Source organism: Nocardioides sp. NPDC000445 (assembly GCF_040300245.1).
Classification (GTDB): Bacteria; Actinomycetota; Actinomycetes; order Propionibacteriales; family Nocardioidaceae; genus Nocardioides.
The window spans coordinates 80,253-105,884 of the sequence record NZ_JBEPDH010000014.1 but is presented as its reverse complement, the minus strand read 5'-3'; the positions used below and the strand labels follow the sequence as shown (position 1 = coordinate 105,884).

Genomic DNA, 25,632 nt, shown 5'->3' with positions numbered 1-25,632 from the left:
GTGGTCTCGACAGGCTCGACCACCGGGGCGGGTCGTGGTCTCGACAGGCTCGACCACCGGGGCGGGTCGTGGTCTCGACAGGCTCGACCACCGGGTGACCACCGTTTCACGGGAAACATTCACTCGCCGTCGCGGTGCAGCTCGGTGGAGGCAGGCGACGGGTGGCTGCGGGGGCGTACGACCTCCCGCAGCCGCTCCCAGGCGGACTCGAAGTCGTCGATCCAGGTGACCGTCTGCTTCAGGTCCATCCGCATCCGCGGGACGGTGGGGTGGTCCCGGTGGGTCTTGAACCCGACCCGGCCGAGGAAGTCGGCCGGGGCAGCGCAGCGGCGACCGTGGATGCCGCTCATCGGCCCCACGTCGCCGAAGGCCTCGATCGCCCGGAACTCGCCGCGTTGTACCAGGTCACGGGCCATTCCCTGGACCAGCATCCGGCCGATCCCGCCGCCGGCTCGGCGCGGGTCGATCCACACCGTGGTCATCAGGACGGCGTCGGCGGAGACCGGTCCGGAGGGGAACGAGGCGACCCGCGGGACGAAGACCGGCGGCGCGTAGAGCACGAACCCCGCCGGCGTACCGTCCACCACGGCCACGCGCCCGCACGATCCCCACTCGCGGAGCACCTCGGAGATCCATGCCTCCTTGACCCCGACCGTCTCGGCGGAATCGACGCGGCGATGGCCGACGGGATCACGCTCCCAGAACAGGCAGGCGCGGCACGGCGCCGGGACCTCGGCGAAGAGATCCAACGTCAGCGGAAGAATGCGGCGTGCCATGTCTCACCCTTGATACTCGGTTAAGGGTCTGTTACCAGCGTATGCGATCCTTCATGATGGTGACACCATGACTGATCTTCCCCAGCGCGCAACATCATCCCGCCTCGATCCGTACGCCGACCGTTATGCCGCACGCACCGCGGGCATGACGGTCTCCGAGGTCCGAGCACTCTTCGCAGTCGCTGCGCGCCCGGAGGTCGTCTCGCTGGCAGGCGGCATGCCCAACATCTCCAGCCTCCCGCTGGACGTGGTCGGTGACTCGATCAAGGACCTGATCCTGACCCAGGGGCCGACCGCCCTGCAGTACGGCGGCGGCCAGGGCGATCCTGTCCTGCGCGAGCAGATCTGTGAGGTCATGCGCCTGGAGGGCATCGAGGCCCACCCCGACGACGTCGTCGTCACCGTCGGCTCCCAGCAGGCCGTCGACCTGGTCACCCGCGTCTTCTGCGACCCCGGCGACGTGGTGATCTGTGAGGCTCCTTCGTACGTCGGTGCTCTGGGTGTCTTCAAGGGCTACCAGTGCGACATCGTGCACGCCGAGGTCGACGCCGACGGCCTGATCCCGAGCGCGCTCGAGCAGGCGATCGTCTCCACCAAGTCCGCGGGCCGCAAGGTGAAGTTCCTCTATACGATCCCGAACTTCCAGAACCCGACCGGCGTCACCATGACGCCTGAGCGCCGCACCGAGATCCTCGAGATCTGTCGGCGCCACGACATCCTCGTCCTCGAGGACAACCCGTACGGCCTCCTCGGCTTCGACGACGAGCCCCGCCCGGCGATGCGCGCCCAGGACCCGGGCGTCATCTACCTCGGCTCCTTCTCCAAGACGTTCTCCCCCGGCCTGCGGGTCGGCTGGGCGCTGGCCCCCTCCGCGATCCGCGAGAAGCTCGTCCTCGCGCAGGAGTCCGCGACGCTCTGTCCGCCGCCGTTCAACCAGATGGCCGTCTCCGCCTACCTCTCCAACCACGACTGGCAGGGCCAGATCAAGCAGATGCGGGAGATGTACCGCGAGCGCCGCGACGCGATGCTCGACGCGCTCGAGGCCTACATGCCCGCGGCCTGCACCTGGACCAAGCCCGACGGCGGCTTCTTCGTCTGGCTGACTCTCCCCTCCGGCATCGACAGCAAGGCCATGCTGCCTCGCGCGGTCACCTCGCGAGTCGCGTTCGTCCCCGGCACCGGCTTCTTCGCCGACGGCTTCGGCGCCTCCTCGATGCGGATCTCCTACTGCTATCCCACCCCGGAGCGGATCCGAGAAGGCGTACGTCGCCTGGCCGGCGTCATCGAGGCCGAGATGGAGCTCCTGGAGACGTTCGGTGCCACCGGCCCGATCCCGGGTCTCCCCATCCGCGGCGCCGAGCACCCCTCGACGAACACGCAGTAGCTCAGCCTCCGGTGGTCGAGCCTGTCGAGACCACCGCCCTGGCGAAGCGTCATCTCGACAAGCTCGATGACCGGCAACCCCGGTGGTCGAGCTTGTCGAGACCACCGATCCCGGCACAAGGGTCATCTCGACAGGCTCGATGACCGGGCGGCGCTCGATGGCCCGGGGGACGCTCGAGGCCCAGGGTAGAAATCTATTTGTCGACAAAGCGCTTTAGCGCTTGATGTCTAAATGGCTTTGTCGGGTGCGGGTGACATGAGCTCGACGATGCGGCGCAGGTCTTCCAGCGTGGCGAACTCGACGGTGATCTTTCCCTTGGAGCGGCCCAGATCGACCTTGACCCGGGTGTCGAAGCGGTCCGAGAGCTTGTCGGAGATCTCCTTGAGCCCAGGAGCAGTCGGCTTGGCTCGCCGCACACGCGGCGTGGCAAAGGCGTCGCCGTCAGGATCGCCCAGGGCGACGATCTCCTCGAGGCCACGTACGGAGATGCCCTCGGCGACCACCTTCTGAGCCAGCTTGTCCTGCTGCGCCTCGCCGTCGACGGCGAGTAGCGCCCGGGCGTGACCGGCCGAGAGCACGCCGGCGGCGACACGCCGCTGGACCGACGGGGACAGCTTCAGGAGCCGGATCGTGTTGGAGATCTGCGGTCGCGACCGACCGATCCGCTGAGCGAGCTCGTCGTGTGTGCACTCGAAGTCGTTGAGCAGCTGCTGGTAGGCAGCCGCCTCTTCGAGGGGATTCAGCTGGGAGCGGTGGAGGTTCTCCAGGAGCGCGTCCCGGAGCATGTCGGTGTCGTCGGTCTCGCGGACGATCGCCGGGATGACATCGAGGCCTGCCTGCTGAGTCGCGCGCCACCGGCGCTCACCCATGACCAGCTCGTAGGAGTCTGCCGCCACTTTCCGGACGACGATCGGCTGCAGAAGGCCGATTTCATTGATCGAATGGACCAGTTCGGCCATCGCTTCCTCGTCGAAGACCTGACGAGGCTGCACGTGGTTGGGGTGGATCTGTTTGACCGGCAGCTCGGCGAAATATGCGCCGTCGACGGGGGCCAGATCCGAATTCTCGATCTGGCGGCCTTCTGCCGAGTCGGCGGACCTGGGGTCCACGGATGGGCCAGAAGTCGCTCCAGCGGAAAGGTCCGAATGACGGACGTCCGGCTGGACAGCAGCGCTGTCCGCCGACTCATTTCCACCGGCCGGTGGAGCGGTCGGGATCAGCGAGCCCAGACCTCGTCCGAGACCACGCTTCGGCGGCTGCTTACTCATATCTGGATGTCCCCCATGTCAGTTCCATGCTGCTGATGGTGGTCTCGACAGGCTCGACCACCAGGATTCTTCATGTCGGTTCCGTGCTTGCGTGTTGACGTCTCGACAAGCTCGACCACCGGGATTCTTCATGTCAGTTCCGTACTGATGGTGGTCTCGACAGGCTCGACCACCGGGTCATGCTCTGCTGTGATCTCGACAAGCACGATCACCTCAGTGCTCGCTCTGTTTGGCGAGCTCCTTGGCGGCCTCGAGATAGCTCAGCGCACCCGGCGAGCCGGGGTCGTACGTCATCACCGTCTGCCCGAACGACGGCGCCTCGGACACGCGCACGGCGCGGGGGATGAACGTGCGCATGACCGTGTCGCCGAAGTGCTCGCGCACCTCCTCGGCGACCTGAGACGCGAGGCGGGTGCGGGCGTCGTACATCGTGATCAGCATCGAGGAGACCCTGAGCGACGGGTTCAGCGCGGCGCGCACCATCTCGACGGTCTTGAGGAGCTGGCCGAGACCCTCCAGCGCGTAGTACTCCGCCTGGATCGGAATCATCACCTCGGTGCTGGCGACGAGCGCATTGACCGTGAGCAGGCCTAGCGACGGCGGGCAGTCGATGAGGACGTAGTCCCACCGGTCCTCCGCATCGCCCACACGGGGAGACCTGGCCAGCGCCTCCTTCAGGCGCTGCTCGCGTCCGTCCTCCTCGACGAGCTCGACCTCGGCGCCGGCCAAGTCGATGGTCGCCGGCACCAGCTCGAGGCCCTCGAGCTTAGGAACAGGCACGACGACGTTCTCGAGGCTGGCTCCCTCGACGAGGACCTCGTACGTCCCTGGGGTGCCCTGGAAGTGGTCGACGTCGAACGCGGTGCAGGCGTTGCCCTGCGGGTCGAGGTCGATGACCAGAACTTTCTGACCGAGCTGCGCCAGGGCCGCGGCGATGTTCACCGTCGAGGTGGTCTTGCCGACGCCGCCCTTCTGGTTGGCGGAGACGATCACGCGCGTGCTCGCCGGGCGTGGCAGCGGCGGCCGGTTACTCGCAGCACCACGCGCCAGAAGCGTGTGCTCGGCAGCGGCCGCCAGCGGCGTCGCCTCCGTGTCGAAGTCGTTCTCGAAGGACGCGATGTCCCCGGCCGTACGGAGCCTGATCGACACCGGTTCGTCGGTTTCACGTGAAACGGCGTTCTGTGCGCTCTCGTCGTCGTACGGCATGTTCCTCATCCTCATCGTTCGGTCATCGAGCCTGTCGAGATGCGGTGTATCGAGCTTGTCGAGATGACGTCTCACGCCCGAAATCTCGTGGTCTCGACAAGCTCGACCACCTTCAGCGGCGGCGCTTCTTCTTTCGAGACCCGCCCTTGGGCCCCTTCTGGCCGCCCTTCGGGACCGGCGGCCAATCTACCCGTGCGGGATCCGACCAAACCACCCGAACCGCGACAGTTGTCGTCTCCAAAACGCCTACACCGAGCTCGGAGGTCGTCGGGGGCGCGCATCCCCACTTCTTCAGCACCGCGTCGGCCTCGTCGATCTCCGCCTCGATGCTCGACCCCTTCATCGCGACCAGCGCGCCCGTCGGGACGACCAACGGCATCGACCAGTCGAGCAGCTTGCCCAAGCCGGCCACGGCTCGCGAGGTCACCACGTCGAACCCGAGCTCGCCGTGGAAGGCATCCGCCCTCCCCCGCAGCACCGTCACGTTCTCGAGGCCGAGATCCTCGGCAACCTCCTCGAGAAAGGTCGTACGCCGCAGCAGCGGCTCGATCAGCGTGATGTGCAGATCCGGGCGGGCGATCGCGAGGACCAAGCCGGGGAGTCCAGCACCAGACCCGATATCCGCCACCGCGACTCCCTCAGGGATCACCTCCCCCAGCACGGCGCAGTTGAGGATGTGCCTGTCCCACAGCCGCGGAACCTCCCGCGGCCCGATCAGACCGCGCACCACCCCCGCGTCGGCCAGCCAGGCGGCGTACCTCTCCGCGAGCTCCAGTCGATCGGCAGGAAAGACCTTCTCCGCCCGAGGATCCACCTCGCCCAGACCACCCAAGTCCCCACATTCCTCGCTCACACACAAACTGTTTCACGTGAAACGCACAACCAAGAACTCCCGGAGTCGAGCGTCATCTCGACAAGCTCGATGACCGATGGTCGAGCGGCGGTCGAGCGGCGGTCGAGCGGCGGTCGAGCGGCGGTCGAGCCTGTCGAGACCACCCCACACACATCCACGTCATCTCGACAAGCTCGATGACCCGGTGGTCGAGCCTGTCGAGACCACCACCCCACTGAACAGAGAGGTCTCTACAAGCTCGATGACCCGGTGGTCGAGCCTGTCGAGACCACCACCCCACTGAACAGAGAGGTCTCTACAAGCTCGACCTCCAGACTGTCGGTGGTGCCGCTCATGATGAGGACATGGCTTACACATACATGCTTCTCTGCGCAGACCGGACCCTCTACGTCGGCAGCACGACAGACCTCGAACGCCGGATGACCGAGCACCGAGTCGGCCTCGGGTCCGAGTACACCCGACATCGCCTCCCGGTGGAGCTCGTCTGGTACGAGCAGTACGACAACGTCGAGCATGCGTTCATACGGGAGAAGCAGATCCAGAACTGGGGCCGGGCGAAGCGGCTCGCGCTCATCCGAGGAGACCTCGGCGAGCTCCCACGCTTGGCCAACACATCGACGACCCCGCACCCCTTGCCCACTCCACGGCAGGGGTCATCTCGACAAGCTCGATGACGGCATGACGTACGTGACGTCATCGACAAGCTCGATGACCTACAGGGCGTACGCGACGTCATCTCGACAAGCTCGATGACCGGGCGGTGGTCGAGCTTGTCGAGACCACTACCTGCACGCACACGCGGTGATTCCAGCGGCTCGACGACCACCCGCGTTTCACGTGAAACCCACTCCCCGAAGACGCCTGGACGAACGTCTACCCAACGAATCGGCAGACGGGATCCCAAAGGCGTCGTCGGGGCGTCGGGTGCGCTAAAGTCCGCGAGCAGCCTCGCGAATCTGATGCAACCGCGCACGCTGCTCGAACGTCTTTCTCGTAGAACGTCGCACTCGGGGTGCGACTCCAGCGGCCCGTGCGACCGGGCCACCATCCATGACCCACGGAGCTGATGTGAACGTCCGTAGAACCCCGGTGGCGATCTTCCTCACCACCATCCTCGCCTTGGGATTCTCCCTGGGCTCGATCGCGGCGCCGAGCAGCGCCCAGGCCACTGCACCGTCGGCCTCCGTCGGGCAGATCGGACTGCACACGGCGTACACCGTCCTCTACCAGCAGGGCTCGACCGGCCTCGGGGTGCGCAAGATCCAGGCGCGCCTCAAGGAGCGGAGGATCTACAGCGGCCGAGTCACCGGCAACTACGGCTCGAAGACGACCGGCGCCGTGAAGGTCTTCCAGCGCAACCAGCGGCTGGCCATCACCGGCAAGGTCAACCAGCGCACCCTCGACCGGCTCCGCTCGCTGACGAGCACGCCGACCGACGCGGCGCTCTACAACCTCGACCGTCGCTGCCTCACCGGCCGCGTGCTCTGCGTCGACAAGACCGACCGCCGGATGCGCTACGTACGCGCCGGCAAGATCGTCCGGGCGATGGACGCCCGCTTCGGTTGCGCCGACACCAAGACCCGCGAGGGCGCGTTCAAGGTCTACCGGAAGAGCCGCAACCACGTCTCCTCGATCTACCACACGCCGATGCCGTACGCGATGTTCTTCAACGGCGGCCAGGCGGTGCACTACTCGTCCGACTTCGCTGCCCGCGGTTACAACGGCTGCTCCCACGGCTGCGTGAACGTACGCAACAAGTCGTCCATCGCGTGGGTCTTCGACCAGATCCGCATCGGTGACCGGGTCGTCGTCTACTGGTCCTAACCCCACCGGTGATCGAGCCTGTCGAGATCACCGCACGTTCCACGTGAAACACCCAGAAATGAGAATCGCCCCTCGTGCACACGGCACGAGGGGCGATCTCTTTGTGTCAGCGTCACTCAGGCAGGACGACCACGTAACGTCGCGGCTCCACACCGGAGGACTCGGAGGTCAGTCCAGCAGCGGCGACGGCGTCGTGGACGACCTTCCGCTCGAAGGGCGACATCGGCTTGAGCGAGACCGGGGCACCGGACTCCTTGACCTTCGCGACGGTCTCCTCGGCGAGCGCCATGAGCGTCGAGCGACGGTCGGCACGGTAGCCGCCGACGTCGAGCATCAGGCGGGACCGCTCGCCGGTCTCGCGGTAGACCGCGAGCCGGGTCAGCTCCTGGAGCGCGTCCAGGACCTCGCCGTGACGGCCGACCAGCTGCTGCAGGTCGCCACCGACGATCGAGACGGCGGCACGGTCGCCCTCGACGTCCATGTCGAGGTCGCCATCGAGGTCGGCGATGTCGAGGAGCTCCTCGAGGTAGTCCGCCGCGATGTCACCTTCCTGCTCGAGCTGCTTGAGGCGCGTCTCGTCGCTGACCTCCTCCACAGGCTCGGTCACGGTCTCGCTCACATCCTGAGTCGTCACTTGGTTCCCCCGTCCTTCTGGGTCGTGGAGCGACCGGCGGTCGTGCCGGCCTTCTTCCGCTGGCTCCTGGTCTGGCTCTTGGGCTGGGTGCGCTGCGCGGGACGCTTCTCGGCCGCGGCCTCGTTGGCCTCGGCGATGTCGATCTCCGCGTCGGGCAGACCCTTCTTACGGCGCTTCTCCCGCTCGCGCTCCTGCTTGGCGTCGAACGCCGGCGTCCCCGGTGCGGGGTTGTTGCGGATCACGTAGAACTGCTGGCCCATCGTCCACAGGTTGGAGGAGGTCCAGTAGAGGATCGTTCCGACCGGGAAGGCGATACCACCGACGGCGAACACGACGGGCAGCACGTAGAGGAGCAGCTTCTGCTGCTGGGCGTACTGACCGGTCATGGCGTCGGCCGGCATGTTCTTCGACATCAGCTGACGCTGGGTCAGGAAGGTGGTCGCGATCATGGCGACGACCAAGAAGCCGGTGAGGAAGTACGTGCTCATGTGGTCGGCCGTCGTGAACTGGTCCGAGAGCAGCGAGCCCAGCCAGGTCGACGTCGCGAACTCGTGCGCGGCCTCGTCGCTCAGGAAGCCCTTGCCGACACCGTCCGAGGCGTGCTCGAGCATGCGGAACAGCACGAAGAAGATCGGCATCTGCAGCAGCAGCGGCAGGCAGGACGCGAACGGGTTGGTGCCCGAGTCCTTGTAGAGCTTCATCGTCTCGTTGGCGAGCTTCTCGCGGTCGTGACCGTACTTCTTCTGCAGCTCCTTGACCTTCGGCTGCAGCAGCTGCATGTTGCGGCTGGAGTTGATCTGCTTCACGAACAGCGGGATCAGCAGCGCGCGGATGGTCACGGTCAGGCCGACGATGGCCAGGGCCCACTGCCAACCTTCAGACGGGATGACGTACGAGAACGCCTTCTGCCAGACGAGCAGGATGCCCGAGATGGCGTAATACAGCGGTGTTGCGATCCATCCGAACAGATCGCCTATGGCTCCCACGGAATCAGGCTCCTCGGTTTGGGGAGTCCGCACTTACACGGACCAGGTCTTCAGGGTCTCTTCGATACTTCTTCGGGGTCGGTACGGGATCGAAGCCCCGGGTCTTGGCCCAGGGGACGCAACGGGCCAGACGGCGCGCCGTCAGCCAGCTCCCGCGCCAGGGGCCGTGCGTCTTGACGGCCTCGAGCCCGTACGCCGAGCACGACGGGTAGTAGCGACACACATCGCCGTAGAGCGGACTGATCAGAGTCCGCCACACGTGAAGCAGCCCGATCAGGACGGCCGCGACCAGGTGGTCGAGCTTGGCCAGACCACCACGTACGACGCGGGCCGCGGTACTCATCGGAGCACCCGCTCCAGGCAGCGCCGCAGATCGGCGCCCAGGGCGTCGTAGTCGGCGTCGGCGGCAGCAGGAAGTGCACGGACCACAAGCACAGCAGAGCCCGGGAGTCCGCTCAGGGACTCCCGGGCCTGGTGACGCAGTCTGCGCTTCACGCGATTCCGGACGACGGCCGGACCGACGGCCTTGCTCACCACGAAGCCCACCTGCGGCTCGCTCTCCCGGTCGGCAGCTGGGCCGGTGCCGGGGACGAGCAGGTGGACCACCAGGCTCTTCGAGCCCGCGCGCTTGCCTCGTCGTACTGCTTCTTTGAAGCCCGACGAATCGACCAGTCGGTGGCGACGTGGCAACACGCGCGTGGTGGCTGAGGCCGCGGCCTCAGACGGTCAGGCTCTTGCGACCCTTGCCGCGGCGCGCAGCGAGGATCGCGCGGCCGGCACGGGTGCGCATGCGCAGGCGGAAACCGTGCGTCTTGTGACGGCGGCGGTTGTTCGGCTGGTAAGTACGCTTGCTCACGGGTGCTTCCTTAGTGGTGTGGTGTGGGCCGGTCGCTCGTCCGGCACTATGGGGTCGCCCTCGGTGGTTCCAGGCGGGCCGATTCAACAAGCACCGCCCGTCCGCGCCTCGGCGACCGAGGCGTGGACATGCGGCACCCGTAGATCCGGGCGACCTAGTAACGGTACGTGGACGGCGAAACCACGGTCAAACTCGCGCCCTATCACATTCCTGTGATTAGGCCTCCACCTGTGGAGGACGGGTTGCCCATGACCCTCGCCAGCCGGTAGTTTCGTCCTCTACCGAGGTTTCCCTGCACATCGTCAGGAGCGTCGGCCGCATTCGGGGGGATGCCACGCAGGGAACTAGTTTTCCCGCCTGACCTGCCGAAACGGTCGGATTCTCGAGGACGGCGACGTGTCTCGGTTGGTCTCCGATGCCTACATTCGGGGATGCTCCACAGCTTGTGGAAAAGTCTGTGGAGGATGTAGACCGGACCGCTGCACGAATCCAGGCTGCATCAATACAAGACCACCCACCCGAGCCATCAGGGAAGGCAGGAACCTGTGGAGCACTCCGGCCTCGCGCCAGAACCACAGCCAGATCTCCAGTCCGCATGGACGAAGGTGGTCGCCGAGCTTCCGCCGAACCAGCGGGCCTGGCTCCGGGACAGTGAGCCTCTCACTCTGCACGGGTCGACCGCGATCGTCGAGGTCCCCAACGACTTCACCCGCAACCAGATCGAGGGCCGCCTGCGCGGCTCCCTCGAGAGGTCCCTGGGCGAGATCTTCCGTCGCGAGATCCGTATCGCGGTCACCGTGAACCCCGATCTCGACGTCACGCCGGATCCCGACACACAGGCGATCATGATCTCCGAGCGGGAGATCGCCGCCGCGGACGCGGCCGCCGCCGCTGCCCTGCAGCAGCAGTCGCCGTTCTCGAACAGCGCGGCCCCGCACCAGTCGGCCTTCCCGCACCAGTCGGTCTACCCGCCCAGCTCGCCCGGCCTGATCCCCGGCGTCCCGCCGGCGAGCGCGCCGCACGACGAGCAGGGCGCGCCCGCCGCGTACTCGGCGCCGCAGGCTCCCGTCGTTCCGCCTGCCGCGCAGCAGCAGGCTCCGCCCGCCGCGCATGAAGACGTACGTCCTGGATATGGCGACATGTCGACAAATCCCCCGGCACCTCCGGTGGCTCCCATCGAGGAGCCGGTCCCGCCGCGGCCGCTCGTCCCGGGTCCGCCCACGCGGCCGAGCGAGCCGAGCCACAACGTCCTCGAGACCCGGCTGAACCCGAAGTACACCTTCGAGACGTTCGTCATCGGGTCCTCCAACCGATTCCCGCACGCGGCCGCGGTCGCGGTCAGCGAGGCCCCGGGCAAGGCCTACAACCCGCTGCTCGTCTACGGGGAGTCGGGTCTGGGCAAGACCCACCTGCTGCACGCGATCGGCCACTACGTGCGGAGCCTCTACTCCGGGGCGAAGGTGCGCTACGTCAGCTCGGAGGAGTTCACCAACGAGTTCATCAACGCGATCCGCGACGACCGGCAGGACCGGTTCAAACGGCGCTACCGCGATGTCGACGTCCTGCTGATCGACGACATCCAGTTCTTGGAGGGGAAGACCCAGACGCAGGAGGAGTTCTTCCACACCTTCAACACGCTCCACAACGCCAACAAGCAGATCGTGCTCACCTCCGACCGGCCGCCCAAGCGGCTCGAAGCGCTGGAGGACCGGCTGCGCAACCGGTTCGAGTGGGGCCTGATCACCGACGTCCAGCCGCCTGACATCGAGACCCGGATCGCGATCCTTCGGAAGAAGGCCGCCATGGAGCGGCTCACCGCGCCGCCGGACGTGCTCGAGTTCATCGCGAGCAAGATCCAGACCAACATCCGTGAGCTCGAGGGTGCGCTGATCCGGGTGACGGCGTTCGCCAACCTCAACCGGCAGGACGTCGACCTGACCCTGGCCGAGATCGTGCTCAAGGACCTGATCCCCGAGGGCGGCGAGCCCGAGATCACCGCCGGCCTGATCATCGCCCAGACCGCGGCCTACTTCGGGCTGTCGATCGACGAGCTCACCGGGCCCTCCCGCGGGCGTCACCTGGTGATGGCCCGTCAGATCGCCATGTATCTGTGTCGTGAGCTCACCGAGGACTCCCTGCCCAAGATCGGCAAGCACTTCGGCGGCCGCGACCACACCACCGTCATGTACGCCGAGCGCAAGATCAACCAGCTGCTCGCCGAGCGCCGGGCCGTCTTCAACCAGGTCTCCGAGCTCACCAACCGGGTCAAGATGCAGGCACGCCAGGCCTGACCGAACCAGCAGTCGTACGCGGCCGCCGCCCCTCCCGGGCCGGCGGCCGTTTCGCGTTTTGGGATTTCCAAAACCCACAGGACGAGATTTCCCAGGTTGTCCACAGCCCACAGGCTGGGTGGAACCTGTGGAGAACCGGCCGTTCAAATGGGATGGAAAAGGGGATGGCCTGTGCACAAAACACTGGAACGGGCCGACAACTCTCCACAGCCCACAGTGACGTGCGTCATTTCAGCATGGCGTCCACATCCCCTGTGGAATCACATTTCCGGTCGTGACCAGGGAAGACGCCACTCATCCACATTTCCCACAGATGCTCTTACGACGTACGAAACTATTTAGATCCATGGATCCTCCGTGAAATTCCACGAACGCCCTTTCCTGGGGACAACCCGCTCGACGAGCTGAGTGCACAGGTACGCCTGTGCAGACCCGACACTGCTGAGCGCTTACCGGTTGTCGGCGGTCCGTGGCAGGATGCGTACTCCAGGTCATGTCAACGCGGGGGCGTTCCGGAACCGGTGGCGTCTTCCCCCAGGTTCAAGCACAGCCCGGGCCGCATGCCCTCAAACGCCCCGATGTCGAGTTAGAAGAAGGACAGGTCATCGTGAAGTTCCGCGTCGACCGCGACGTGTTCGCGGATGCCGTCGCCTGGGCTGCCCGCAGCCTTCCGGTCCGCCCCAGCACCCCGGTGCTCTCAGGTCTCCTGATCGAGGCGGGTCACGAGGGCCTGGTGCTCTCGACATTCGACTACGAGACCTCCGCGCGGGCGACGCTCTCGGCCGAGGTCGCCGATGAGGGCAAGGCACTGGTCTCAGGCAAGCTGCTCGCCGACATCTGCCGCAGCCTTCCGGCCAAGCCGGTCGAGATGGTCACCGATGGGGCCCGCGTCTCGCTCACCTGCGGGAGCGCGCGGTTCAGCCTCCAGACCATGCCGGTCGAGGACTACCCGACGCTGCCGGAGATGCCGACCGCGGCCGGCACGGTGAAGTCGGAGCTGTTCGCCCACGCTGTGGCCCAGGCCGTGACCGCCGCCGGTCGCGACGACATGCTGCCGGTGCTGACCGGTGTGCGGCTCGAGATCGAGGGCTCCACGATCTCGCTGCTCGCCACCGACCGCTTCCGGCTCTCCCACCGCGAGCTCGAGTGGAACCCGGCGACTCCCGACGAGAGCCTGGCGGCCCTCGTGCCGGCGAAGGTCCTCGGTGACACCGCCAAGTCGCTGACCAGCGGCAGCGAGGTCACCCTCGCGCTGTCCACGACCGGCACCGGCGAGGGCATCATCGGCTTCGAGGGCGCGGCTGCGGGTGGCGTACGACGCACCACGACGCGCCTGCTCGACGGCGAGTTCCCGAAGGTGCGCAGCCTCTTCCCGGCCGAGCACCTCACCACCGCGCTGGTCGACAAGGCCTCCCTGGTCGAGTCGGTCAAGCGCGTGGCTCTGGTCGCCGAGCGCAACACCGCGGTCCAGATGGTCTTCGAGGACGGCGTGCTCACGCTCGACGCCGGCTCCGGCGACGAGGCCCAGGCGTCCGAGTCGATCGAGGCGACCATGGAGGGTGAGGGGCTGACCACCGGGTTCAACCCGCAGTTCCTCCTCGACGGGCTGCAGGCCATCGACGAGCAGGTCGTCGAGCTCGCCTTCACCCAGGCTCCGAAGCCCGTGGTGATCAGCGGCAAGCCGGCCGAGGGTGGCGAGGAGCCGGGGTTCCGCTACCTGTTGATGCCGCGCCGCCTGCTTTCCTGACATCTGTCGCTCGTAGGGTGGTCTCGACAAGCTCGACCACCGTGGATTGGAAAAATCGCATGCATATCGGACTCGTGGGTCTCGGCAAGATGGGTGGCAACATGCGCACCCGGCTGCGGGAGGCTGGTCACACCGTCGTCGGCTACGACCGCAACCCCGATCTCGCCGACGTGGCGAGCCTGGCGGAGATGGTCGAGGCGCTGCCCAGCCCCAAGGTGGTCTGGGTGATGGTGCCGGCGGGCGACCCGACGCGTTCCACGATCGCCGAGCTCAAGGAGCTCCTCGGCGAGGGCGACCTGGTGGTCGACGGCGGCAACTCGAAGTACACCGATGACGCCAAGAACGCCGCGAGCCTGGCCGAGAAGGGTATCGGCTTCGTCGACTGCGGCGTCTCCGGCGGCGTCTGGGGCCTGCAGAACGGCTATGCGCTGATGTACGGCGGCTCCGACGAGGACGCCGCCAAGGTGATGCCCGCCTTCGAGGCGCTCAAGCCGTCCGGCACCGAGGACGGCCTGGTCCACTGCGGTGTGACTCCCGGCGCAGGTCACTTCTCCAAGATGGTCCACAACGGCATCGAGTACGCGATGATGCAGGCCTACGCCGAGGGCTGGGAGCTCCTCGACAAGGTCGACATCGTCGACAACGTCCCCGAGATCTTCGCCTCGTGGCGGACGGGCACCGTCGTACGTTCCTGGCTTCTCGATCTTCTCGTCGACCAGCTGCGCGCCGACGAGCACCTCGACAAGATCAAGGGCTACGCCGAGGACTCCGGCGAGGGTCGCTGGACCGTCGAGGCAGCGATCGAGAACGCCGTCCCGATGCCGGCGATCTCGGCATCGCTGTTCGCGCGGTTCGTCTCTCGCCAGGAGGACGACCACGCCATGAAGGCGATCGCCGCGATGCGCAACGGGTTCGGCGGGCATGCGGTGATCTCGGAGTCGGAGGCCTGAGCACCCCGCTTACGCGGGGGTGGTCTCGACAGGCTCGACCACCTAGATGGCGGGGATTGCTCCGGTCATGGTGAGGATCAGGCGTACGGCGCCGTAGGCGACGAAGAGGGCGAAGAAGCCGAGGATGATCGGGCTTCGCACCAGCTTGTCGAGGTCTGCGGGGCGTCTCCGGTTCAGTCGGGCGCGCACCGAGACCACGGCCAGGACGAGGATCGCCAGGATGAGCACCGGCCCGAACCAGTTGCTCGCCAGAGACGAGCCGATGTCGCCGTGCATCAGATAGACCCACGACCGGGTCAGTCCGCAGCCGGGGCAGGGCAGTCCGGTGAGGGCACGGAACGGGCAGAGCACCGGGCCGTCCTCGATGCCGCCGGCCGGCAGTAGTGCCGCGATGACGATCCCGCCGACGCCGATGGCGGCGGTGACCTCCGTGGAGCTCACCGCCGCGATGCGCTGATGCAGGTCAGGCGAGGGGTTTGCCGTCGGCATCCGGGAACTTTCGCACGATGACGAGGATGAGGTCGACGATCGTCCAGATCCCGAAGCCACCACAGGTGATCAGCTTGAGGATGCCGAGGCCGATCTGTCCGACGTAGAACCGGTCCACGCCGAAGGAACCCAGGAAGATCGAGAGCAGCAGGGTGACGAGCCACTCGCGGCGCGAGAAGACACCCGGGATCTGTTTCACGGGAAACCACTGCTGGTCGGTGCCGAGGCTGGCCGGGGTGTCTGACTTGATCTGCCCGGCGGCAGCCATCTGGGCGAGCTGCTGGACCGGGTAGGGCCCGTGGACCTGGCCCATGACCGACAGATAGAAAGGTCCGGCCGGCTCGCTATAGGCGGGTTGCCCTGGAGGCGGGCCGTACGGGTTGGGAGACTGGGTCATGCAGGCACCTTAACGAGAGAGGAAACTCGATGTACGTCTCACACCTCTCTCTCCACGACTTCCGTTCCTATCCGAGCGTCGAGGTCCCGCTCGAGGCGGGCGTGACCGCCTTCGTCGGGAGGAACGGCCAGGGCAAGACCAACCTGGTCGAGGCGATCGACTACCTCTCCCGCCTGCAGTCCCACCGGGTCGCCACCGATGCGCCGCTGGTCCGGGCCGGCGCCGAGCAGGCGGTCGTGCGCGCCGCCGTCGTACGCGACGGTCGCACCGCCACGCTCGAGGTCGAGATCAACGCCGGCCGCGCCAACAAGGCCCGGATCAACAAGAGCCCGCTCCCCCGCACCCGCGACCTGGTCGGCCTGGTCCGCACCGTCGTCTTCTCCCCCGAGGACCTGACCCTCGTCAAGGGGGATCCCTCCGACCGGCGGCGCTTCCTCGATGACCTGATGATCCTGCGCGCACCCCGTCTGGCAGGCGTACGCAGCGACTACGACCGCGTCCTCAAGCAGCGCAACTCGCTGCTGAAGACCGCCGGCCTCGCGCGCGGCTCCGCCCGCGAGGGTGCGCTCGCCACCTTGGCCGTCTGGGACGACCACCTCGCCGCCATCGGCGCCGAGATCCTCGCTCAGCGGCTCGCTCTGGTGGAAGCGCTGCGGCCGTACGTCGGCAAGTCCTACGAGACGGTCGCCCGCGGCGCGAGCCGCGACGACGCTGAGATCACCTACAAGTCTTCGGTGGTCGAGCCTGTCGAGACCACCCCGAGCGTGGAGTCGCTTCGCCAAGCGATCCTCGCCGAGCTCGCCCGACGCCAGAAGGACGAGCTCGACCGCGGGATCAGCCTGGTCGGTCCCCACCGTGACGATCTGCTGCTGTTCCTCGGCCACGGTGCCGGCGCTGAGCGCCTCCCGGTCAAGGGCTACGCCAGCCATGGCGAGTCCTGGTCCTTCGCGCTGGCGCTCCGGTTGGCGGCGTACGACCTGCTCCGAGCGGACGGCGACGACCCGATCCTGATCCTCGACGACGTCTTCGCCGAGCTCGACAGCCAGCGCCGGGTCCAGCTGGCCGAGCTGGTCGCCGACGCCGAGCAGGTCCTGGTCACCGCGGCGGTCCCCGAGGACGTACCTGCCGCTCTCGCCGGTGCCCGCTACCACGTCAAGGCAGGCGAGGTGACCCGCGATGAGTGACGAGGATCCGCCGGTGGTCGAGCCTGTCGAGACCACCCCGGAAGAGGAAGAACCAGAAAAGCGCCCCGACGGCCTAGACCTCGCCCGCTCCCTGACCCGAGCCACCGCCAAGATGCCCGCGCCCAAGGCGGGGATGCGCAAGAAGAGGCGTACGCCCGACAACGCCACCCGGCGCGGCACGGTCTCCGGCGCCCGGCCCGATGATCGCGACCCCCAGCTCATCGACTCGGTGGTCAGCCGGATGGTCAACGACCACGGCTGGGACACCTCGCTGCGCGTCCACGGCGTGATGGCCCGCTGGCCCGACATCGTCGGCGAGGAGATCGCCGACCACACCACCCCGGAGTCGTACGCCGACGGCAAGCTCTCCGTACGCACCGACTCCACCGCCTGGGCCACCCAGCTCAAGCTGCTGGCGCCCACCCTGGTGAAGCGTCTCAACGAGGAGCTCGGCCATGGAACCGTCCTCGTCATCGAGGTGCTCGGCCCGCATCTGCCCTCGTGGAAGAAGGGTCCACGAGGCGTACGCGACGGTCGCGGACCGCGCGACACCTACGGCTGAGACCCAGGCCGAGAGCAGGGCATGAACATGTGTTCGAGGCCCGGCGCGTGAGCCGCGATCTGCCGCTCTAGGCGCCCCGAGGACGTATAGGGACTCACCGAGCCCCCTGCTGAGGGCGCAGAGACACCGTCAGGAGACGTACAGACGCTCATTTCGATCACAGTTCCCCCTCAGGAACGGCGGCGTGCGTGGAATCCGGGCTTCCACGGGGTAAGATGGGGGTTGGGTCGATCGTCCTAGGTTTTACTTCCCCGGCGCTGGTCGGCCCGTTGCATGCCCGACCGACACCATGTCCGATTCCGGACCGAAATGACAGGTGGATCGCACCGGTGACCGCTGCCGACCAGACGACTCCTATGCCGGACGACAAGACCACAGACGGAGTCGAATACGACGCGTCTGCCATCCAGGTCCTCGAAGGGCTCGAAGCGGTCCGCAAACGACCGGGTATGTACATCGGCTCGACCGGAGCCCGCGGCCTGCACCACCTGATCTGGGAGATCGTGGACAACGCGGTCGACGAGGCTCTCGCCGGCTACTGCGACACCATCAAGGTGACGCTGCGTGAGGACGGCTGGGTGAGCGTCTCCGACAACGGCCGAGGCATCCCGACCGACACCGCGGCCGGCCAGGAGATCCCCGCGGCGACGCTGGCGCTGACCGTGCTGCACGCCGGCGGCAAGTTCGGCGGTGGCGGCTACAAGGTCTCCGGTGGTCTGCACGGCGTCGGCTCGTCCGTGGTGAACGCGCTCTCGACCAACCTCCACATGGAGATCAAGAACCGGGGCCGCCTGTGGGAGCAGGAGTTCACCCGCGGCGTACCCGACTACGACCTGCGCGAGGTGCGCGAGCTCGAGGAGGGCGAGCGCACCGGCACCACGATCTCCTGGAACGCCTCGAGCGACATCTTCGAGTCGACCGACTACAACCTCGAGACCATCTCGAGCCACTTCCGTGAGACCGCGTTCCTCAACAAGGGTCTGCGGATCGAGCTGCGCGACGAGCGCCCGGAGGCCTCCGCCCTCGCCGAGGCCGTCGAGGACGGCACGATCGAGTCCGACACCGACAGCGCCGACGAGCTGCACAGCTCCGGCAACGGTGAGCGGGTGCTGGAGCAGTCCTTCTACTACGAGCGCGGTCTGGCCGACTACGTCGACCACCTCAACAAGCGCAAGACCCCGGTCTCCAGCATCATCGCGTTCGAGACCGAGACCGACGACAAGGCGCCCAACCCGATGAGCGTCGAGATCGCCATGCAGTGGCAGGCGTCCTCGTACAACGAGTCGGTCCACACCTTCGCCAACACGGTCAACACCCCCGGCGGCGGCACCCACGAGGAGGGCTTCCGCGCCGCGCTCACCACCCTGATCAACCGATGGGGCGAGGAGTGGGGTCTGATCAAGAAGAAGGAGGACCGGCTCACCGGTGACGACATCCGTGAGGGTCTCACCGCGATCATCTCGGTGAAGATCAGCGAGCCGCAGTTCGAGGGTCAGACCAAGGACAAGCTCGGCAACACCGAGGTCAAGGGCTTCGTGCAGGGCGCCGTCAACGACCAGCTCGGCGCCTGGCTGGAGCAGAACCCGGCCGAGGGCAAGGAGGTCATCCGCAAGTCGATGGCCGCGGCCTCGGCCCGGATCGCCGCCCGCAAGGCCCGCGACCTGGCCCGCAACCGCAAGGGCATCGGCGGCGGTGGCGGCCTGCCGGGCAAGCTCGCCGACTGCCAGTCGACCAACCCCGAAGAGTGCGAGATCTTCATCGTCGAGGGTGACTCCGCGGGTGGCTCGGCCAAGTCGGGCCGCGACCCGCGCATCCAGGCGATCCTCCCGATCCGAGGCAAGATCCTCAACGTCGAGAAGGCCCGGATCGACAAGGTGCTGGCCAACCAGGAGGTCCAGTCGATCATCTCCGCGCTGGGCACCGGCGTGCACGACGACTTCGACATCAACCGGCTGCGCTACCACAAGATCGTGATGATGGCCGACGCCGACGTCGACGGCCACCACATCAACACGCTGCTGCTGACGCTGCTGTTCCGGTTCATGAAGCCGCTGATCGAGCAGGGCTACGTCTACCTGGCCCAGCCGCCGCTCTACCGCCTGCGCTGGAACAAGCCGGCCGAGCACGAGTTCGTCTACTCCGACTCCGAGCGGGACGCCCTCATGCGCGACGGCATCGAGCAGGGCAAGAAGCTGCCCAAGGAGAACCCGGTCCAGCGCTACAAGGGTCTGGGCGAGATGAACGCAGACGAGCTGTGGGAGACCACGATGGACCCCTCGCAGCGGCTGCTGCTGCAGGTCACCCTCGAGGACGCCGCCCACGCCGACGAGATCTTCTCCATCCTCATGGGTGAGGACGTCGCCGAGCGACGCTCCTTCATCCAGCGCAACGCCAAGGACGTCCGATTCCTCGATATCTGAGTCTCGCTGAGCCCCTAGATACCGATAGACGCACGCAGAAAGTGAAATCGTGACCGAGACTCCTCCGGAAGGCTCCGGGCAGACCGCTGCCGGCGGCCGGATCGAGACCGTCGAGCTGCAGGCCTCGATGCAGTCGAGCTACATCGACTACGCGATGGCCGTCATCGTCGGCCGCGCGCTGCCTGACGTACGTGACGGGCTCAAGCCCGTCCACAGGCGCGTCCTCTACGCGATGTACGACGGTGGCTACCGTCCCGACCGCGGGTTCTCCAAGTGCGCCCGTGTCGTCGGTGAGGTGATGGGTAACTACCACCCCCACGGTGACACCGCGATCTACGACACCCTGGTCCGGCTGGCGCAGCCGTGGGTGATGCGCAACCCGCTGATCCACGGGCAGGGCAACTTCGGTTCGCCCGGCAACGACCCGGCCGCGGCCATGCGTTACACCGAGTGCCGGATGGCGCCGCTGGCGCTCGAGATGGTCCGCGACATCACCGAGGACACCGTCGACTTCGGCCCCAACTACGACGGCCGCTCCCAGGAGCCGGCCATCCTTCCGGCCCGGTTCCCCAACCTGCTGGTCAACGGCTCGGCCGGCATCGCGGTCGGCATGGCGACCAACATCCCGCCGCACAACCTGCGTGAGGTCGCCTCCGGCGCCAAGTGGGCGCTCGAGCACCCCGACGCGACGCGCGAGGAGCTCCAGGACGCGCTGCTCGAGCGGGTCAAGGGCCCCGACTTCCCCAACGGCGCGCTGATCGTGGGCCGCGAGGGCATCGAGCAGGCCTACCGCACCGGCCGCGGCTCGATCACCCAGCGTGCGGTGATCGAGGTCGACGAGGACGCCAAGGGCCGCACCAACCTGGTGATCACCGAGCTCCCCTACATGGTGAACCCGGACAACCTCGCCCAGAAGATCGCCGACCTCGCCGACACCGGCAAGGTGCAGGGCATCGCGGACGTCAAGGACAACACCTCCTCCCGCACCGGGCAGCAGCTCGTGGTCGTGCTCAAGCGCGATGCCGTCGCCCGCGTCGTACTCAACAACCTGCTCAAGCACACCGAGCTGCAGACCAACTTCTCCGCCAACATGCTGGCGCTGGTCGACGGTGTGCCGCGCACGCTCTCGATCGACCAGTTCATCTCCAACTGGGTCGAGCACCAGATCGACGTCATCCGGAGGCGTACGGCATTCCGGCTGCGCAAGGCCGAGGAGGACGCCCACATCTGGCGCGGCCTGGTCAAGGCGCTCGACCAGCTCGACGCCGTGATCGCGCTGATCCGCTCCTCCCCCGAGGTCGACGACGCCCGCCAAGGCCTGATCCGGCTGCTCGAGATCGACGAGGTCCAGGCCAACGCGATCCTCGACATGCAGCTGCGCCGCCTCGCGGCGCTGGAGCGGCAGAAGATCGTCGACCGTCTGGCCGAGCTCGAGGTCATCATCGCCGACCTCGAGGACATCCTCGCCAACGTCGCCCGCCAGCGTCAGATCGTCGGCGACGAGCTCGACGAGATCGTCGCGAAGTACGGCGACGACCGCCGCACCCAGATCATCGCGGCCGACGGCGACCTCTCCATGGAGGACCTCATCCCCGATGAGGAGCTGGTCGTCTCGATCACCCGCGGCGGCTACGCCAAGCGCACCCTCGCCGGTGAGTACCGCACCCAGAAGCGCGGTGGAAAGGGCGTACGCGGCGCCACCCTGCGCGGCGACGACGTGGTCGAGCACTTCATCTCGACCACCAACCACCACTGGCTGCTCTTCTTCACCACCGCCGGCCGGGTCTACCGGATCAAGGCCTACAACCTGCCCGAGGCGGCGCGTGACGCCAAGGGCGGTCACGTGGCCGGGCTGCTCTCGTTCCAGCCGGACGAGTCGATCGCGCAGGTGCTCGCGATCCGCGACTACGAGCAGGCGCCCTACCTCGTGCTGGCCACCCGCTCCGGTCTGATCAAGAAGACGCGGCTCGGTGACTACAACTCACCTCGCCAGGCCGGCGTCATCGCTATCAACTTCCGCGAGGACGACGACGAGCTGATCGGCGCCGAGCTGGTCAACTCCGAGGACGACATCCTGCTCGTCTCCCGCAAGGGCCAGGCGATCCGGTTCCGCGCCGACGACAACCAGCTGCGGCCGATGGGCCGGGCGACCTCGGGTGTCACCGGCATGAAATTCCGGGAGAGCGACTCGCTGCTGTCGATGTCGGTCATCCGGGCCGAGCACGTCGCCGCCGAGATCGCGGCCGGGCTCTCCGAGGCCAACGAGGACACCGCGGACGTCGCGGCGCCCGTCTCCGGCGCCGAGTCGCCCGACGAGGTCAAGGAGCAGTTCGTCTTCACCATCACCGACGGCGGCTTCGCGAAGCGTACGAAGATCTCCGAGTACCGGCTGCAGTCCCGCGGCGGTCTGGGCATCAAGACGATGGCACTGGCCAACGCCGACCGCGGCGGTCTGGTCGGTGCGTTCATCGTGGTCGACGGCGACGAGATCCTCTCGATCACCGCGACCGGCCAGGTCGTACGCAGCCCGATCAACGCCGACTTCCGGGCAACCGGTCGCTCCACCCAGGGCGTCAAGTTCGTCTCACCCAAGAAGGGTGACTCGGTCGCCGTCGTGGCGCGTTCCGTCGAGGCCCGCGAGGTCGACGATGACGCTGTCGCTGGGACAGAGGTTGTCGAGGATGCAACAATCGGTGGAGACGGCGTGGATGAGACGTCGCCCGAGACCACTACGGAAGATGAATCCTGATGGCGGACCGCACCGCAGAGCACACGACCGGGGGAGTCGCGATGACCGAGCGGAATGAGACCGCACAGCCGGTGACCCAGCGGATCACGGACACGGTCGCCAACGCGGCCAGGCGTACGACTTCGGCGGTGGCCTCGACCGCCCGCACCTCCGGCCCTGCCGGCGCGGAGCGGGACGCGGTCAGCGGCTCGGCTCGCCGGGCCCGCCTGAGCCTGAGCCGCATCGACCCGTGGTCGGTCATGAAGATGGCCTTCCTGCTCTCGATCGCGCTCAGCGTCGTGGTGATCGTCGCCGTCTTTGTGATCTGGTCCGTGCTCGGCGCCGCCGGTGTGTGGGACTCGATCAACCAGGCGGTCCAGGACGTCGTCGGTGACTCCAGCGCCGGCTGGAACGTGCAGGACTACCTCGGTCTCTCCCGCATCATGGGATTCACCATGGTCGTCTCGGTCGTCAACATCGTCCTGATGACCGCCGTCGCCACCCTCGCCGCGTTCCTCTACAACATGGCCGCTGCCCTCCTGGGCGGCGTCGAGGTGGAGCTCACCGAGAACTGAGCCGCAACACGCATCGAACGTAGGAGGGCAGGAGTCTCACCGAGGCTCTTGCCCTCCTACGTCTCAGGGCTCGCTTCGTTTTGGTGGTCGACTGGGCTGCCAGGTAATGTTTCCTCTCGCCCGCTGGTAGGGGCTTCCACCCTCCAGTTGGCGCCTGCGCTTATAGCTCAGACGGTTAGAGCACCACACTGATAATGTGGGGGTCGGAGGTTCAAGTCCTCCTAAGCGCACAGCAGTTTCACCAGGTCAGAGGCTCCTTCGGGGGCCTCTTCCTCGTTTTCAGGGCCATCGTTCGAGGTTGTCCTGGAGCGGCACCTTCGCCATGCCAGACTGATAGGCATGCCTGCGCTCATGGAGGACGCCCGGACGCTGTGGGAGTTCCACCAGATGCACCACGAGCCACGTGAGACCGACGTCGCGATCGGCCTGGGCAGTCACGACATCGGCGTGGCCGAGCACGCCGCGGAGCTCTACCGCCAAGGGCGGTTCCCGCTGATCGTCTTCACAGGTGCGAACGCCCCGACGACCGTCAACGACTTCCCTCGAGGTGAGGCGGTCGAGTTCGCGGAGCGGGCCGAGGAACTAGGTGTTCCCGCCTCCGCGCTGCGGATCGAGCCCCGAGCAACCAACACGGGCGAGAACATCACGTTCACACGTGCTCTCCTCGAGGACGAGGGCATCACGCCACGCACTGCAACCCTGATCAGCCGGCCCTACCAGCAGCGACGGGCGTACGCGACAGCCCGCAAGGTCTGGCCGGAGCTCGAGGTGATCTGCTCCGCACGTGTGCAGGAGCTGTCCGACTACATCGTCGGCATCGGAAGCACTCGTCGCGTCCTCGACATGCTCGTCGGAGACACGCAACGCCTGTGGGTCTACGCCGACCGTGGCTTCGCTACTCCTCAGCAGATCGACGACGACGCGTATGCGGCGTACGAACGGCTCGTGGCTGCCGGCTACACCGGCCGACTGCTTGAATCGAACGCACGTTCGATATGATGAGGTGTGTCGGCCAACCCTCCTAAGAACGACGCCTGGCCTGCTCCCAGGAACTGGCTGCACGTCTGGGTGCACCGCCGCCGACGGAACTATCCGCCGCCGATGCCCGGTCTCATACTCAAGTGGGAGCTCCACAAGGGCGTGGCGCGCGTGGGTGATCTGGGTCGACACCACGTACGACAAGCCCGAGATCCGGTGGGACTGGTTGGGTGTCGACGAGATGCGGCCCGCGAAGAGCGACATCAACGTATGGAACGACCGGAGACGCAGGTAGCCATACGTGCGCTCTCCAGCCCTCCGAGGCGCCCGCCAGAGGGTCGCTAACTAGACCGCGGTCCCGGGTCGGTGCCCGAGACCACGGCACCAGCGGAACACTTCGTGGTGTCACACTCCACGTAGGAGAAGTCACCCAGATGGCCCGTTGGCGCTGAACACGGTAACCAGTCACGCGCCTTGGATGCACGTGGCGGCGTCCAGTCCGTGATACCCAGACGATCCCGGCTCCAGGAGATGGGCCGATGGCGCGGGGGTTCCTTGCTCCTAGAGCTTGCTGGACGCGTCGTGGTCGTGGGTGGGGACGACCCGCATCAGGTGGCGAGCCAGGTGCAGGCGGTGGAGGGTGGCGAAGGCGGCGTCTCGGTCCTCGTCGACGAGGTCTCCGGGGAAGGCCGGCTTCTGCCTGATCAGGTCGACCTGGTCGTAGTGCCAGGCGGCGTCGCCGGCGATCAGGACCCAGCCCGACGGGGTTCGGGCGAGGACGCCGATGCTGCCCGGCGTATGGCCGGCGAGCTCGACGAGCAGGACGGAGCTGTCGCCGAACAGGTCGTGGGAGGCGGTGAAGGTCGCGACGGGCGGGCCGTCGAGGTCGTACGTCTCCACGGGGCGGCCATCGGTCAGGGCCGGGCGGACGCCGCCGACAGGAGGCTGACCCGGGCCGAGGATCCAGTCGCGCTCGATGGTCCGCAGGCGTACCGGCAGGCCGGGGAGATCCAGGAGGCCGCAGACGTGGTCCCAGTGTGCGTGGGTCGGGAGGGCGAAGTCCGGCTTGACCAGCGCCGTCTGCAGTGAGTCGACGGTGGCAATGGTGTCCGCCGGCGGCGTGACCAGGCGTCGCAGCATGCCCGGGAGCTCGCTCAGGGCTCGTTCGGGGGCGTCGCGGCAGTAGGACGGATCGACGACGAACGTCGCCTCGGGATGAGTGATCACGAAGCAGGTCATCGCGTTGCGTACGCGCCGGCGGAGTCCCGCGCCTTCGATGAGGCCGCCGGCGGGCAGGCTGCGTGGGACCTGAGGCATCGTGCTGACCGTCACCGTTCGGTCGCCCGGGGGCAGGCCGGCGTCGGTGATCGAGGAGAGAAGTCGTTCGTCCGGGCGTCGCGGCCGCAGCATGCCGCGCCCGAATCCGGTCAGGGCGCCGCTCAGCTCTCGAGCCGTCGGCGTGGCAGGGGAAGCAGTGGGGTCGCTCGTCACACAAAGAACCTAGCGACCAGGGCACGGTACGCC

The 25,632-nt window shown here is 67.1% G+C and carries 24 protein-coding genes and 1 tRNA gene; 13 read left to right on the top strand and 12 right to left on the bottom strand.

The window, feature by feature from the left end; translation table 11 throughout:
- Positions 1–119 precede the first annotated feature (119 nt).
- A complete protein-coding gene (locus tag ABT304_RS19250) occupies positions 120–776 on the bottom strand; it encodes a GNAT family N-acetyltransferase (RefSeq protein WP_350717566.1) in 657 nt (218 codons plus the stop codon).
- Positions 777–843: 67 nt separating this feature from the next.
- On the opposite strand from ABT304_RS19250, the gene ABT304_RS19245 reads away from it, so the two are divergent.
- Entirely contained in the window at positions 844–2,160 is a 1,317-nt protein-coding gene (locus ABT304_RS19245) for an aminotransferase-like domain-containing protein (protein WP_160026114.1), read from the top strand.
- A 227-nt stretch (positions 2,161–2,387) separates the two neighbouring features.
- Here the strand turns inward: ABT304_RS19245 and ABT304_RS19240 are convergent, their stop codons facing one another.
- The 3 genes from ABT304_RS19240 to rsmG form a co-directional block, all read right to left on the bottom strand.
- On the bottom strand, positions 2,388–3,428 hold the full coding sequence (locus tag ABT304_RS19240; RefSeq protein ID WP_350717564.1) for a ParB/RepB/Spo0J family partition protein: 1,041 nt from the start codon (positions 3,426–3,428) through the stop codon (positions 2,388–2,390).
- 213 nt (positions 3,429–3,641) lie between these two features.
- Positions 3,642–4,634 (bottom strand): ParA family protein, encoded by a 993-nt coding sequence (locus ABT304_RS19235; RefSeq protein WP_350717562.1) that lies wholly within the window; start codon positions 4,632–4,634, stop codon positions 3,642–3,644.
- Positions 4,635–4,746: 112 nt separating this feature from the next.
- Positions 4,747–5,487, bottom strand: a complete 741-nt coding sequence (gene rsmG, locus ABT304_RS19230; RefSeq protein WP_350717561.1) for a 16S rRNA (guanine(527)-N(7))-methyltransferase RsmG — start codon at positions 5,485–5,487, stop codon at positions 4,747–4,749.
- Between the two features lie 344 nt (positions 5,488–5,831).
- On the opposite strand from rsmG, the gene ABT304_RS19225 reads away from it, so the two are divergent.
- Together ABT304_RS19225 and ABT304_RS19220 are read left to right on the top strand one after the other, a co-directional pair.
- Complete coding sequence (locus tag ABT304_RS19225) at positions 5,832–6,161, top strand: GIY-YIG nuclease family protein (protein WP_350717559.1); 330 nt, start codon at positions 5,832–5,834, stop codon at positions 6,159–6,161.
- A 394-nt stretch (positions 6,162–6,555) separates the two neighbouring features.
- The gene (locus ABT304_RS19220) at positions 6,556–7,311 is read left to right on the top strand and encodes a L,D-transpeptidase family protein (protein ID WP_350717557.1); all 756 of its coding nucleotides are present in this window, start codon (positions 6,556–6,558) and stop codon (positions 7,309–7,311) included.
- Positions 7,312–7,423: 112 nt separating this feature from the next.
- On the opposite strand, the gene ABT304_RS19215 is transcribed toward ABT304_RS19220, so the two are convergent.
- From ABT304_RS19215 to rpmH, 5 genes are read right to left on the bottom strand one after another with little or no spacing between them, the layout of a single operon-like run.
- Positions 7,424–7,918, bottom strand: coding sequence for a Jag family protein (locus tag ABT304_RS19215; protein WP_201451176.1), 495 nt, complete (start codon positions 7,916–7,918; stop codon positions 7,424–7,426).
- Between the two features lie 23 nt (positions 7,919–7,941).
- A complete protein-coding gene (gene yidC, locus ABT304_RS19210) occupies positions 7,942–8,931 on the bottom strand; it encodes a membrane protein insertase YidC (RefSeq protein ID WP_160026111.1) in 990 nt (329 codons plus the stop codon).
- A 4-nt stretch (positions 8,932–8,935) separates the two neighbouring features.
- Positions 8,936–9,274, bottom strand: coding sequence for a membrane protein insertion efficiency factor YidD (gene yidD, locus ABT304_RS19205; RefSeq protein ID WP_350717555.1), 339 nt, complete (start codon positions 9,272–9,274; stop codon positions 8,936–8,938).
- Entirely contained in the window at positions 9,271–9,624 is a 354-nt protein-coding gene (gene rnpA, locus ABT304_RS19200; RefSeq protein WP_350717554.1) for a ribonuclease P protein component, read from the bottom strand. The genes yidD and rnpA overlap by 4 nt, the downstream gene beginning before the upstream one ends.
- Before the next feature lie 25 nt (positions 9,625–9,649).
- A complete protein-coding gene (rpmH, locus tag ABT304_RS19195) occupies positions 9,650–9,787 on the bottom strand; it encodes a 50S ribosomal protein L34 (protein WP_091044043.1) in 138 nt (45 codons plus the stop codon).
- Positions 9,788–10,332: 545 nt separating this feature from the next.
- Here rpmH and dnaA point away from each other — a divergent pair.
- The 3 genes from dnaA to gnd all read left to right on the top strand — a co-directional run bounded on the left by dnaA (position 10,333) and on the right by gnd (position 14,775).
- On the top strand, positions 10,333–12,078 hold the full coding sequence (gene dnaA, locus ABT304_RS19190; RefSeq protein WP_350717552.1) for a chromosomal replication initiator protein DnaA: 1,746 nt from the start codon (positions 10,333–10,335) through the stop codon (positions 12,076–12,078).
- A 607-nt stretch (positions 12,079–12,685) separates the two neighbouring features.
- Positions 12,686–13,825: a DNA polymerase III subunit beta gene (dnaN, locus tag ABT304_RS19185; RefSeq protein WP_008355535.1), complete on the top strand. Its 1,140-nt coding sequence runs from the start codon at positions 12,686–12,688 to the stop codon at positions 13,823–13,825.
- A 59-nt stretch (positions 13,826–13,884) separates the two neighbouring features.
- Positions 13,885–14,775, top strand: a complete 891-nt coding sequence (gene gnd / locus ABT304_RS19180; protein ID WP_350717550.1) for a phosphogluconate dehydrogenase (NAD(+)-dependent, decarboxylating) — start codon at positions 13,885–13,887, stop codon at positions 14,773–14,775.
- A 42-nt stretch (positions 14,776–14,817) separates the two neighbouring features.
- Here gnd and ABT304_RS19175 read toward each other — a convergent pair whose 3' ends face one another.
- Together ABT304_RS19175 and ABT304_RS19170 are read right to left on the bottom strand one after the other, a co-directional pair.
- Positions 14,818–15,264 (bottom strand): DUF2752 domain-containing protein, encoded by a 447-nt coding sequence (locus tag ABT304_RS19175; protein WP_350717548.1) that lies wholly within the window; start codon positions 15,262–15,264, stop codon positions 14,818–14,820.
- The gene (locus ABT304_RS19170; protein ID WP_350717546.1) at positions 15,239–15,661 is read right to left on the bottom strand and encodes an NINE protein; all 423 of its coding nucleotides are present in this window, start codon (positions 15,659–15,661) and stop codon (positions 15,239–15,241) included. The genes ABT304_RS19175 and ABT304_RS19170 overlap by 26 nt, the downstream gene beginning before the upstream one ends.
- Positions 15,662–15,690: 29 nt before the next feature.
- Here ABT304_RS19170 and recF point away from each other — a divergent pair, with 29 nt between their 5' ends.
- The 7 genes from recF to ABT304_RS19135 all read left to right on the top strand — a co-directional run bounded on the left by recF (position 15,691) and on the right by ABT304_RS19135 (position 24,129).
- A complete protein-coding gene (recF, locus tag ABT304_RS19165; RefSeq protein WP_350717545.1) occupies positions 15,691–16,845 on the top strand; it encodes a DNA replication/repair protein RecF in 1,155 nt (384 codons plus the stop codon).
- Positions 16,838–17,407 carry a DciA family protein gene (locus tag ABT304_RS19160; protein ID WP_350717543.1) on the top strand — a complete coding sequence of 190 codons (570 nt, stop codon included), beginning with the start codon at positions 16,838–16,840 and terminating at the stop codon, positions 17,405–17,407. Before recF ends, ABT304_RS19160 begins: the two co-directional genes overlap by 8 nt.
- Before the next feature lie 356 nt (positions 17,408–17,763).
- Entirely contained in the window at positions 17,764–19,827 is a 2,064-nt protein-coding gene (gene gyrB / locus ABT304_RS19155; RefSeq protein WP_350717698.1) for a DNA topoisomerase (ATP-hydrolyzing) subunit B, read from the top strand.
- 49 nt (positions 19,828–19,876) lie between these two features.
- Complete coding sequence (gyrA, locus tag ABT304_RS19150) at positions 19,877–22,576, top strand: DNA gyrase subunit A (protein ID WP_350717541.1); 2,700 nt, start codon at positions 19,877–19,879, stop codon at positions 22,574–22,576.
- Positions 22,576–23,130 (top strand): DUF3566 domain-containing protein, encoded by a 555-nt coding sequence (locus tag ABT304_RS19145; protein ID WP_350717540.1) that lies wholly within the window; start codon positions 22,576–22,578, stop codon positions 23,128–23,130. Before gyrA ends, ABT304_RS19145 begins: the two co-directional genes overlap by 1 nt.
- A gap of 156 nt (positions 23,131–23,286) precedes the next feature.
- Positions 23,287–23,360 (top strand) — tRNA-Ile (locus ABT304_RS19140).
- 109 nt (positions 23,361–23,469) lie between these two features.
- Positions 23,470–24,129, top strand: coding sequence for a YdcF family protein (locus ABT304_RS19135; protein WP_350717538.1), 660 nt, complete (start codon positions 23,470–23,472; stop codon positions 24,127–24,129).
- A 540-nt stretch (positions 24,130–24,669) separates the two neighbouring features.
- Here the strand turns inward: ABT304_RS19135 and ABT304_RS19130 are convergent.
- Positions 24,670–25,599 carry an MBL fold metallo-hydrolase gene (locus tag ABT304_RS19130; protein ID WP_350717536.1) on the bottom strand — a complete coding sequence of 310 codons (930 nt, stop codon included), beginning with the start codon at positions 25,597–25,599 and terminating at the stop codon, positions 24,670–24,672.
- Positions 25,600–25,632: the final 33 nt, after the last annotated feature.

Coding starts and splice junctions, on each gene's coding strand:
- ABT304_RS19250 (WP_350717566.1), bottom strand. CDS start 776: ATGGCACGCCGCATTCTTCCGCTGACGTTGGATCTCTTCGCCGAGGTC.
- ABT304_RS19245 (WP_160026114.1), top strand. CDS start 844: ATGACTGATCTTCCCCAGCGCGCAACATCATCCCGCCTCGATCCGTAC.
- ABT304_RS19240 (WP_350717564.1), bottom strand. CDS start 3,428: ATGAGTAAGCAGCCGCCGAAGCGTGGTCTCGGACGAGGTCTGGGCTCG.
- ABT304_RS19235 (WP_350717562.1), bottom strand. CDS start 4,634: ATGCCGTACGACGACGAGAGCGCACAGAACGCCGTTTCACGTGAAACC.
- ABT304_RS19225 (WP_350717559.1), top strand. CDS start 5,832: ATGGCTTACACATACATGCTTCTCTGCGCAGACCGGACCCTCTACGTC.
- yidD (WP_350717555.1), bottom strand. CDS start 9,274: ATGAGTACCGCGGCCCGCGTCGTACGTGGTGGTCTGGCCAAGCTCGAC.
- gnd (WP_350717550.1), top strand. CDS start 13,885: ATGCATATCGGACTCGTGGGTCTCGGCAAGATGGGTGGCAACATGCGC.
- ABT304_RS19175 (WP_350717548.1), bottom strand. CDS start 15,264: ATGCCGACGGCAAACCCCTCGCCTGACCTGCATCAGCGCATCGCGGCG.
- ABT304_RS19170 (WP_350717546.1), bottom strand. CDS start 15,661: ATGACCCAGTCTCCCAACCCGTACGGCCCGCCTCCAGGGCAACCCGCC.
- recF (WP_350717545.1), top strand. CDS start 15,691: ATGTACGTCTCACACCTCTCTCTCCACGACTTCCGTTCCTATCCGAGC.
- ABT304_RS19160 (WP_350717543.1), top strand. CDS start 16,838: ATGAGTGACGAGGATCCGCCGGTGGTCGAGCCTGTCGAGACCACCCCG.
- gyrB (WP_350717698.1), top strand. CDS start 17,764: ATGCCGGACGACAAGACCACAGACGGAGTCGAATACGACGCGTCTGCC.
- ABT304_RS19145 (WP_350717540.1), top strand. CDS start 22,576: ATGGCGGACCGCACCGCAGAGCACACGACCGGGGGAGTCGCGATGACC.
- ABT304_RS19135 (WP_350717538.1), top strand. CDS start 23,470: ATGCCTGCGCTCATGGAGGACGCCCGGACGCTGTGGGAGTTCCACCAG.